The 11,962-nt window shown below is 65.6% G+C and carries 3 protein-coding genes; all 3 read left to right on the forward strand.

All coding sequences use genetic code 11. The features are described from left to right. Positions 1–207: 207 nt before the first annotated feature. The 3 genes from JFN90_RS21615 to JFN90_RS21625 all read left to right on the forward strand — a co-directional run bounded on the left by JFN90_RS21615 (position 208) and on the right by JFN90_RS21625 (position 11,958). Positions 208–3,087: a CxxxxCH/CxxCH domain c-type cytochrome gene (locus JFN90_RS21615; protein WP_199397207.1), complete on the forward strand. Its 2,880-nt coding sequence runs from the start codon at positions 208–210 to the stop codon at positions 3,085–3,087. Between the two features lie 218 nt (positions 3,088–3,305). After that, a complete protein-coding gene (locus JFN90_RS21620; RefSeq protein WP_199397208.1) occupies positions 3,306–9,872 on the forward strand; it encodes a CxxxxCH/CxxCH domain c-type cytochrome in 6,567 nt (2,188 codons plus the stop codon). Between the two features lie 97 nt (positions 9,873–9,969). Then, positions 9,970–11,958 (forward strand): Ig-like domain-containing protein, encoded by a 1,989-nt coding sequence (locus tag JFN90_RS21625; RefSeq protein ID WP_236019114.1) that lies wholly within the window; start codon positions 9,970–9,972, stop codon positions 11,956–11,958. The last annotated feature ends 4 nt before the right edge of the window (positions 11,959–11,962 follow it).

Consider the following 11,962-nt stretch of genomic DNA (forward strand, 5'->3'; position numbering starts at 1 on the left):
ACCGGTGCCAAGCTGACCAGCGTGCCGGGCGCGAACCAGACCGGCAACTGCTTCAACATCGCCTGCCACATGAGCCCCTCGGCCAGGTGGAGCACCGAGCGCTAGCGCTCGGCGATGTGAATAAGTAGTCAAGTTTCTGGATCTCGAACCGATTCAGCTTTAAATACAATGACAGGCAACAAGGTAGGGAAACAAGAGGAGGAGAAAATGTTACAAAAGTATGGTGGGCACTGTTTTCTGGTGGTGGCACTTTTAGTGCTGACACTGATGCAGTTGTCCGCGGGGCAGGCACAAGCTGCCTCGCAGTACAACTATGACTGTTCTTTCTGTCATACCATGCCGCCGATGGACTCCGGCACGGCCAAGAAAGATCCCAGCACCGGCGCTGTGCCGGGTAACCACGCAGGGCACGCCACCTCGGCGGTCAACTCCTGCGTTACCTGCCACGGCAGCCAGGTCAGCGCTTACGCGATGGCTCACCGCAACAAGACCATCGAACTCTCCGACGCCGTCGGCTACTCCAGGAAGATCGCAGCCGGCTTCGTGAACCAGACCTCGGTTCCGCCGACCCCGATGGGTTCCTGCTCCACCGTGGCCTGCCACAGTAACGGCAAGGGCACCCTGCGTGCGACCCCGGCCTGGGGTAGCGCGGCCCTTACTGTGCCGGGCGGCTGCTCCGCCTGCCACGACGTCGCTCCTTCCACCGGCAACCACCCGACCGCCGGCAGCAAGCACGCCAACTACTACGGCACCGGCGTCGGCTCCTGCGTGCAGTGCCATACCGACCACTCGGTACAGGCCAAGCCGTTCAGCCACGCCACCTCGGCCGGCCACCGCTCCATCGAAGTGAAGTTCGCCACCGGCGGCAGCTTCGCGTCGAACCAGTGCTCCAACGTCTACTGCCACAGCAACGGCCGCGGCACCTACACCCCGCCGACCTGGGGTGGGAGCCTTACCTGCGCCGGCTGCCACGGCGACGCGACCAGCAATACCCTGTCGGGCAACCACGCCAAGCACGTGAACAACGCCGCCTTCCTCGGCACCAACTACGGCTGCGTTGAGTGCCACAGCTCGACCGTTTCCAACGACAGCACCATCTCCAACTTCACCAACCACGTCAACACCACCAAAGACGTGGCAGGCTCCAAGGTGGGCACCCCGGTATCGGGCACCTGCTCCACCTCCTACTGCCACAGCGACGGCAAAGGCACCATGAAGAGCGTGACCTGGACCGGTTCCACCGCGCTGACTTGTAAGTCGTGCCACGGCGCCGATGCTGCCCCGGCGTTCGCCTCCAAAGCGGGCGAGCCGAACTACGCCAACGCCGGTGCCACCCAACTGCGCGCCAACAGCCACCTCAACCACGTGGCTTCGGCTGCGGACTGCGTCAGCTGCCACGCCGACACCACCGTGGACGGCACCACCATCAAGGCGGGCACCTTCCACACCAACAACACTCGCGACCTCAAAGCCGGCAACGGCAAGGGCTTCACCGTGGTCGCAGGGGCCTGCTCGGCAGTATCCTGCCACAGCGGCAACGGCATCGTGGCCAACGTGGCCGATGTGAAATGGGGTGCCTCCCTTGGCTGCAACGGCTGCCACGGCAACGCCTCCAGCCTCGTGACCAACGCCCACGCGGCCCACGTGAGCACGAAAGGGTATACCTGCGACACCTGCCACGCTGCGACTGTCAGCGGCAACACCTTCTTCGTCAACAAGGCTCTCCACGGCGACGCCACCGTCGAGGTTGCCGGCGCCAACGTGACCACCTGGAGCGGCACCACCACCAAGACCTGCGCCACCTCCTGCCACCTCTCGGCAACCCCGCAGTGGAACGTCCCGGCATCCGGCGCCTGCGGTACCTGCCACACCGCGCTTTCCAACACCACCGGCGGCCTGATCAGCAGCAACGCGCACTCGCAGCACTTCACGGCAGCCTACGGCCCGGGCTTCAACTCGACCCTGACCACCTCGTGCTCGAACTGCCACACCTCGAACACCGCAAGCACCCACGCCGACGGCACGCTGAACCTGGCTGCCGGCAGCAACAAGATCGGCACCTGCTCCACCTGCCACCAGCAGAGCACCAACTGGACCACCGGTCGTGTCACCTGCGAAAGCTGCCACTCGACCGCTGGCGGCGCGCTCTCCGTCATCGGCGGCATCACCGCTCCTGACAAGACCAGCGCGGCTACCACGGGCCACGGCAAGGCCGGCATCGCCCAGGCCTGCTCCGCCTGCCACGACAACACCGCAGCACACATCAGCGGCGTTCTGGGCGACCAGAAGCGTCTGCTCTCCACCCTGGTCGGCGCTACCAACCAGGAGTGTGACTACTGCCACACCAACGCCGCCAAGGTCAGCGGCAGCAAGCTGAACGTAAGGGCCCACCAGGCTACCGGCCTGGGCGCCAAGTGCTCGGACTGCCACAACGCGCACGGTACCACCAACAGCATGATGGTTAACGCCACCATCAACAGCACCACCGTGAGCTTCACCGGCAACAACACCTTCGCCAACGCTGGTCAGACCGGCGTCTGCCAGGTCTGCCACACCACCACCAAGTACTTCACCAAGGCTGGCGTACCGGCTGATGCCCACGTCGACTCCACCACGGACTGCACCCAGTGCCACGCGCACAACCCGGCCACCGGCCTCGCGTTCGTGCCCAACGGCGGCTGCGACGCCTGCCACGGCTACCCGCCGGCACCGCGCCAGACCCTCAGCGCCGTCACCTTCGGCGTACAGGGGAACTGGTCTTCGGCCCGTTTCGAAGACTACTCCGGCGGCGGCGGTGCCCACCTCGTGTTGGCACACATCAAGAAGGACGCCAAGCCGAGCGAAGGCTGGGCAAACTGCCTCCCCTGCCACAAGGGGGGCGACGCAACTCACGCCCGTGCCCTGCCCATCAGGACCCACGTTACCAGCGTAAGCGTCGACATCGACCCGCAGTACCGCTTCTCCGACCAGGCCCTCGTCACCTACACCAGCGCCGCGCTGGTCAACGGCGGGACCAACAAGTCGGGTAGCTGCTTCAACGTGAGCTGCCACTTCAAGCCGAGTCCGAAGTGGAGTATCGAAAGATAGGTTAATCGGGTACCTGTGTAGGAAGAAAAGCGGTACCCGTGTAGTAGAAGCATGTTGGAACCCCGGCGGGGGAGTGGATCCCCCCGCCGGGTAGTGGATTTAGATAGCACTACGGTCAGGTGTTTTGAGATAAAGGAGTGGAAATGAGGGGCTACCGCAGACTCGGATGGTATAACCCACGAGTGATAGCTTTGCTGATGACGCTGGGAGTTGCACTCTTGGCTGGCACGAAGGCCGAGGCCGCACCGCAGTACAACTATGGGTGCGACGCCTGCCACACCATGCCTCCTCTTGATTCGGCGGACGGCCGGCGTATTCCCGCCACCGGCGCCTTCAAGGGTAACCATGGCAGCCACGCCGACAGTAACGCGCTGTCGTGCGTCAAGTGCCACGGCTCCGGTGTGCTCGTGTACCAAAACGGCCATCGCACCGCCGACATCAAGGTCTCCGGGAACATCAACGGTTCCGCGACGGGCAGCTACAGCCGCGCCTTCCTGAACCAGACCTCGGTGCCCCCGACTCCGCTGGGTTCCTGCTCCAACGTGAACTGTCACTTCGAGCGCACCAGCCCCGAGTGGGGGAGCGCGGCGTGGTCCAGCCCCACCGACTGCAACAGCTGCCACGGCGCTTCGATGACCGCCGGGCACCCTGTTTCCGGCTCCAAGCACGGCACCTATTACGGCACTGGCACCAGCGCATGTGTAAAGTGCCATAGTGACCACAGCGCCGAAGCCAAGCCCTTCGCGCACGCCACCAGCGTGACCCACCGCGGCATCGCGGTCAGCTTCACCGCGACCCCCAACAACGGCGGGAGCTACTCCGGCCCGACCAACGATTTTCTCCCGAGCCAGTCCAACACCTTTGGCACTTGCTCGGGCATCTACTGCCATAGCGACGGTACCTCGAAGACCGGTCCCTTCACGGTGACCACCGCCCCCAACTGGGGCAACGCGACCCTTGGCTGCAACGGCTGCCACGGCGGTCCGGCCTCCCTGGGGACCAAGGTCCTCGCTACCGGCAAGCACCAGGCCCACATCAACAACAGTGGCACCCTGGGCAACAACTATGGCTGCGCCGACTGCCACGGCAAGACCGCGGCGAGCGATTCCGCCATCGGCACCGTCGCCAACCACGTCAATACCTTCGTCGAGTACTCCGGCGCCAAGGCCGGAAAGAACTACTCCGGAGGTTCCTGCTCCACCAGCTACTGCCACACTTCGGGCAAGAAGGGTGTCACCGGCATGGCCTCGACCGTCGAGCCGGCAGCTCCTTCCTGGAGCGGCGCGGCCCTGGTCTGCAACGGCTGCCACGGCGCGCAGGTGACCCCCACCGCGGGCGTCGCCTTCAACTCGGTTGCGGGTGAGCCGAACTACGTCTCCGGCACCGCGGGTTCCGGGACCGCCAACTCGCACCAGAAGCACGTGGCCGCCGCAGGTGCCGCCACCTGCGCCAACTGCCACTCCAAGACCACCACGACCGGCACGACCCTCATAGCTGGCGGCCAGCACATCGACGGCTTTATCAACTTCACCTCGGGCAACGGCAAGACCTTCGGCAAGCAGGCCAACAAGACCTGCTCCGACATCTCCTGCCACTCCGGCAACGGCATCGTCGCCAACGTCGGCAACGCCCAGTGGGGCGGCACCCTCAACTGCAACGGCTGCCACGGCGGCCCGATCGCCCTTGGCAGCAACGTCATTGGCAGCGGTAAGCACACCCAGCACGTGAACCAGGCCGGCGTCATCGGCGACAACATGGTCTGCGTCGACTGCCACTCGAAGACCGTATCGAGCGACTCCGTGATCTCGGACAGCTCGAAGCACATGAACAACTTCGTCGACTACTCCGGCGCCCGCGCAGGCAAGAGCAGCACCTACTCGGCCGGCACCTGCTCCTCCACCTACTGCCACACCTCGGGCAAGAAGGGGCTCTCCGGCATGGCGACCACCGTCGAGCCGGCGAACCCGTCCTGGAGCGGTGCTGCCATCGGCTGCAACGGCTGCCACGGCGCCCAGCTGACCCCGACCGCGGGCGTCTCCTTCAACTCGGTAGCGGGCGAGCCGAACTACGTCTCCGGCGCCGCCGGCTCCAGCAACGCCAACTCGCACCAGAAGCACGTGGGGACCGCGGGCGCTACCACTTGCGTCAGCTGCCACTCGAAGACCACCACCACCGGCACCAGCATCGTGGCCGGCAGCCAGCACCTGGACCGCTTCAACAACTACACCGCGGGCGGCGGCAAGAGCTTCGGCAAGCAGGCCAACAAGACCTGCTCTAACATCTCCTGCCACAGCGGCAGCGGCATAGTAGCCAACGTGGCCAACGCCCAGTGGGGCGCGACCCTTAACTGCAACGGCTGCCACGGCGGCCCGACCGCTCTGGGGAGCAACATCCTCAACACCGGCAAGCACGCGGCCCACGTCAACCAGGCCGGCGTCCTCGGCACCAACTACGGTTGCGTAGAGTGCCACTCCAAGACGGTATCCTCCGACTCGCTGGTTTCCGATGCGACGAAACACCTGAACTCCTTCATCGACTACTCCGGCGCCAAGGCCGGCAGAAGCACCACCTACAGCGCCGGTACCTGCTCCGCCACCTACTGCCACACCTCTGGCAAGAAGGGGCTCTCCGGCATGGTTGCCACCGTCGAGCCGGGGAACCCGTCCTGGAGCGGCGCGGCCATGGGCTGCAACGGCTGCCACGGCGCACAGCTCACCCCGACCGCCGGCATCGCCTTCAACGCGGTGGCAGGCGAGCCGAACTACATCTCCGGTGCCGCAGGCTCCAACAACGCGAACTCGCACCAGAAGCACGTGGGTACGGCGGGTGCTACCACCTGCGCGAACTGCCACTCGAAGACCACGACTAACGGCACCACCCTGGTCGCCGGCGGCCAGCACGCCGACCGCTTCATCAACTACACCTCCGGCAACGGCGCGACCTTCGGCAAGGTCACCAACAAGAGCTGCTCCAACATCTCCTGCCACTCCGGCAGCGGCATCGTGGCCAACGTGGCCAATGCCCAGTGGGGCGCAACCCTTAACTGTAACGGCTGCCACGGCGGCCCGACCGCCCTGGGGAGCAACATCCTCAACACCGGCAAGCACACCCAGCACGTGAACCAGGCCGGCGTGATCGGCGACAATCTGGGTTGCGCCGAGTGCCATGCCAAGACCGTCTCCAGCGACTCGGTGGTTTCCGACTCTACCAAGCACCTGAACGCCTTCCTCGATTACTCGGGTGCCAGGGCGGGCAAGAGCAGCACCTATGTCTCCGGCACCTGCTCCGCCACCTACTGCCACACCTCGGGCAAGAAGGGCGTGACCGGCATGGTGGCCACCGTCGAGCCGGCCAACCCGTCCTGGAGCGGCACGGCCCTGGGCTGCACCGGCTGCCACGGCGCGCAGCTGACCCCGACCGCAGGCGTCGCCTTCAACTCGGTCGCGGGCGAGCCGAACTACATCTCCGGCACCGCAGGTTCCGGCAATGCCAACTCGCACCTTAAGCACGTGGGTGCCGCAGGCGCCACCACCTGCGCCAACTGCCACTCCAAGACCACGGCCAACGGCACCAGCATCGTGGCGGGCGGGCAGCACATGGACCGCTTCAACAACTACACCGCGGGTAACGGCAAGACCTTCGGCAAGGTGGCCAACAAGACCTGCTCCAACATCTCCTGCCACTCCGGCAACGGCATCGTGACCAACGTCGGCGACGCCCAGTGGGGCGCCTCCCTTGGGTGCAACGGCTGCCACGGCGGCCCGACCGCCCTGGGGAGCAACATCCTCAACACCGGCAAGCACACCGCCCACGTCAACCAGGCCAACATCCTCGGCACCAACCTGGGCTGCGTGGAGTGCCACTCCAAGACCGTTTCCAGCGACTCGGTGGTCTCCGACTCCACCAAGCACCTGAACTCCTTCGCCGACTACTCCGGCGCCAAGGCGGGCAAGAGCAGCACCTACGTTGCCGGCACCTGCTCCACCAGCTACTGCCACACCTCGGGCAAGAAGGGGCAGACCGGCATGGTCGCTACCGTCGAGCCTTCCGCTCCCTCCTGGAGCGGCGCGGCCATGGGCTGCAACGGCTGCCACGGCGCCCAGCTCACCCCGACCGCAGGGGTCGCCTTCAACTCGGTTGCCGGCGAGCCGAACTACGTCTCCGGCGCCGCCGGTTCGAACAACGCAAACTCGCACCAGAAGCACGTGGGCGCGGCCGGGGCCACCACCTGCGCCACCTGCCACTCCAAGACCACGCTGGACGGCACCACGCTGATTGCCAACAACCAGCACCTGGACCGCTTCTCGAACTACACCTCGAATAACGGCAAGTTCGGCAAGGTGACCAACAAGACCTGCTCCAACATCACCTGCCACTCCGGCAGCGGCATCGTGGCCAACGTGGCCAACGCCCAGTGGGGCGCGACGCTTTCCTGCAACGGCTGCCACGGCGGCCCGGCTGCCCTGGTGAGCAACATCATCGCCACCGGCAAGCACACCCAGCACGTGAACCAGGGGGGTGTCATCGGCGACAACATCGGCTGCGCCGCCTGCCACTCGAAGACAGTTGCCAGCGACTCGGTGATTTCCGACACTACCAAGCACATGAACGCCTTCGTCGATTACTCCGGCGTCCAGGCAGGCAAGAGCACCACCTATGTTGCCGGCTCCTGCTCCGCGACCTACTGCCACACCTCCGGTAAGAAGGGCTTCACCGGCATGGTGGCGACCGTCGAGCCGGCGGCTCCCTCCTGGAGCGGCTCGGCCATGGGCTGCACCGGCTGCCACGGTGCACAGGTACTGCCGACCGCCGGCGTCGACTTTAACTCGGTGGCAGGCGAGCCGAACTACACCTCCGGCGCGGCCGGTTCAGACAACGCGAACTCGCACAAGAAACACGTGGGGGCCAGCGGTGGCGTCACCTGCGTTTACTGCCACTCGAAGACCACCACCACCGGCACCAGCATCGTCGCCGGCGGTCAGCACATCAACTCCTTCAACAACTACACAGCCGGCGGCGGCAAGACCTTCGGCAAGCAGGCCAACAAGACCTGCTCCAACATCTCCTGCCACAGCGGTAACGGCATCGTGGCCGGCGTGCCGAGCGCACAATGGGGTGCCACCCTCGGCTGCAACGGCTGCCACGGCGGCCCGGCGGCCCTGGTGAGCAACGTCCTGATCTCCGGCAAGCACACCGCACACATCAACAACGCCAACGCAGGCGGCAACTACGGCTGCGTCGACTGCCACGCCAAGACGGTCTCCAGCGACAGCGCGATCTCCGACACCACCAAGCACGGCAACGCCTTCGTCGACTACTCCGGCGTCAGGGCCGGCAAGAGCAGCACCTACGTCTCCGGCACCTGCTCCTCCAGCTACTGCCACACCTCGGGCAAGAAGGGGCAGACCGGCATGGTGGCCACCGTCGAGCCGGCCAACCCGTCCTGGAGCGGCGCGGCCTTGGGCTGCAACGGCTGCCACGGCGCCCAGTCCACCCCGACCACCGGCGTCGCCTTCAACTCGGTTGCCGGCGAGCCTAACTACACCAACGGCGCCGCAGGCTCCGCCAGCGCCAACTCGCACCAGAAACACGTGAAGGCCGTGGGCGCCACTACCTGCGTGCTGTGCCACAGTGCCACCGTCGACGCTACCGGCACCCAGATCATCGGCAGCCACACCAACAAGGTGGTTGACGTGGTCGCTGGCGGGACCGCAAGCTTCGGCTACCCGGGGAGCAAGACCTGCTCCAACGTCTCCTGCCACGCCGGCACCGGCTACACCGCCGCCAACGCGGTCTGGGGTTCAACCCTTGACTGCAAAGGGTGCCACGGGACCCTCTCCGGCGCGCACACCCGCCACGTCGGCACCGCCTGGGGTACACTGCCGTACTATAACTACACATCCAACGTCTCCACCGGTTCCGATACCGACGGCGTCACCTGGAAAGCCTACGGCTTCGGCTGTGCCAACTGCCACCCGGTCACCCTGGCCAACCACATGAATGGCACCGTCGAGGTGGAGCTGAACACTGTCACCGGTGCCAGCACGCTCAGGAAGAAGAACAGCGCGGCTGGCCTCATCGGCAGCACCGGCACCGGCACGGTGTCCTGCGCCAACGTCTACTGCCACGAGAACACCACCACGCCGCAGTGGAACCAGACCTACACCGCAGCCACCCGCTGCTCGGGCTGCCATGAGAACGCACCGAGCACCGACTCGCACGCGGCGCACAAGGTCGGCATCCACTACGACGACATCTTCAGCGGCACCACCGGCCTCTTGCCGGCTTCCGGCGCGGTGGGCGTCAACGCGGGTCACGGTGACCCCGCACAGTCGACCACCATCGGCTGCAACATCTGCCACTACAACACGGTCAACGTGGCCAGGAACAAGTACAACAGCTCCTGCTCCACCGCGTCCTGCCACGGCAACACCACCGGCAGCAACGCCGACGCGACTGGGGCTGCGAGGATCACCAACCTGGCCTTCCACGTCAACGGCCAGAACGACATAGCCTTCGCGCCGACGACCTACATCAAGTCCAAGGCCCAGGTGACCGACGCCAACTTCGTGAACTACACCGGCGGCATCGCAGGCTGGAACAAGACCCGTACCTACAAGCAGGGTGTGACTTCCTACGACACCTCGAAGGGGTACCTCAACACCGTCGGCAGCTACTCGGCCGGAACCTGCTCCAACATGTCCTGCCACAACGGCGTGTCCGTCAACTGGGTGAACGACTTCGGTGGAGCCCAGGACTGCACCATGTGCCACGTCAACCTGTAATTTAGTACGTCCCGGGGCGCGAGCCCCGGGCGCTTGAAAAGCCAAGACCCTTGGAGGGCATTCGATGAACTTCGCTGTACATCGCAAGAGGGAGAACATGAAAAGTTCGAAAGCTCATGAGAGCGGGGAAAAAACAGTGGGTGGCATCAAAGGTTTAGCCGCCGTTGCGCTGATCGTGGCCTTCGTCTGCAGCACCTTCACCTTCCTGGTGCTGTCGCAGCGTGATGCACTGGCGCAGCCGACCAAGAGCACTACCTGCATCACCTCGGGTTGCCACGTGACGGCATCGACCACGGCGACCCTGGCTTGGGGCACCATCTACAACGCCGTCAAGGACCCGGCGTCCCCGACCGCTTTAACGGTCAGCGCAGGGTCGTCGTTCGAGGTGGAGTGGATCGCTACCAACATGACCGACTCGGCCCACGCCAACCTCGGTATGTCCTTCATCATCGGCCTGCCGACCGTCTCTCCGACCGCGTGGACCATTTCCAACGGCACCACCAACAACTCGGGGCTCACCGGCTGGAACACGATCTGGGACGCCACCGCAGGTTTCAACTGGCGCACTGGCACCATGCTCAGCACCCCGAACTGGGCCTCCTCTCCCAACGCGTACACCATCGACTGGACCAACTCCAACTGGGACGTGGCGGCTACCGGCGCGGCCTACGACAACGGCTCCACCACAACCCCGGGTGACCTCGACCGCACCGCCGACAAGATGGGTATCGACGTGTTGGTCAACGTCCCCGCCGACACCCCGGCGGGCACCTACACCGTCACCATCGGCGGCGTCGGCCACTACTACACCACCAAGACCAACAAGTGTAACAAGGCCCAGGCCCTTACCATCACGGTAACCGCAGCCTCCGGCGGCGACACCACCAAGCCGGCGGTCTCCGCGGGCTTCGCCGCCACCACCCCGTCGCTGTCCAAGACGATTCCGGTTTCCGGTTTTGCCGCCACCGACAACACCGGCGTCACCGGTTACATGATCACCACGAGCGCTACGGCGCCGCTTTCCACCGATGCCGGCTGGCTCGCCACCGCGCCCACGAGCTACACGGTCGCCGCCGACGGCAGCTACACCCTGTACCCATGGGCGAAGGACGCCGCGGGCAACGTCTCCGCCGTGTACGGCACACCGGTCGCCGTGGTGGTCGATTCCACGAAGCCGGTCGTTTCGGCAGGGTTCGCCGCCACCACCCCGTCACTTTCCCGGACCATTACCGTTTCCGGTTTCGCCGCCACCGACGCCAGCGGCGTCACCGGCTACATGATCACCACGAGCGCCACCGCACCGCTGTCCACCGACGCGGGCTGGCTCGCCACTGCGCCGACCAGCTACGCGGTCGCGGCTGACGGCACCTTCACCCTCTACCCTTGGGCGAAGGACACCTACGGTAACGTCTCCGCCGCGTACGCCTCGCCGGTTACCGTCGTGGTCGACACCGTGAAGCCGACCGTCTCCTCGACGGTCCCGGTGAATGGCGCCACCGGCACCACGCTGAACGGCACGGTCACCATCAACTTCAGCGAGGCCGTGAACTGTGCCACGGTGACCACCAGCACGGTAACCATCGCGCCCGCTGCCACCTGGGCCCTGACCAGCTGTTCCGGCAGCCAGGCAGTCTTCACCCCCTCCGGGCAGGCGAACTCCACCGCCTACACGGTGACTGTCGGTACCGCGGTGGCAGACAGCGCAGGGAACACCCTCGCTGCCAGCTACCCCTTCAGCTACACGACCTCCGCCCCGGCGCCGAACAACCCGCCCGCGGTACCCGCCTCGCTGGCCCAGTACAAGAGCGACGGCACCACGCTCCTCGCCAAGGGGCTTTACACCAACCAGACCACGCTGGTCTTCAAGGGGGGCGTCACGGACCCCGACAGCGATACCGTAAAGCTCGACATCGAACTCGCCGACGTGGGGGCCGCCTTTACCGGCACCCCGACCTGCAGCGGCACCCTGGTCACCAGCGGCACCACCGCGGCCACAACCTGCAGCGGCATCGTCAGCGGCCGGTTCAAATGGCAGGCCCGCGCCACCGACAGCAAGGGCTTGTCCGGCAGCTGGACGCAATACTAATAGG

It is taken from the genome of Geomonas propionica (assembly GCF_016458235.1).
Taxonomy (GTDB): domain Bacteria; phylum Desulfobacterota; class Desulfuromonadia; order Geobacterales; family Geobacteraceae; genus Geomonas; species Geomonas propionica.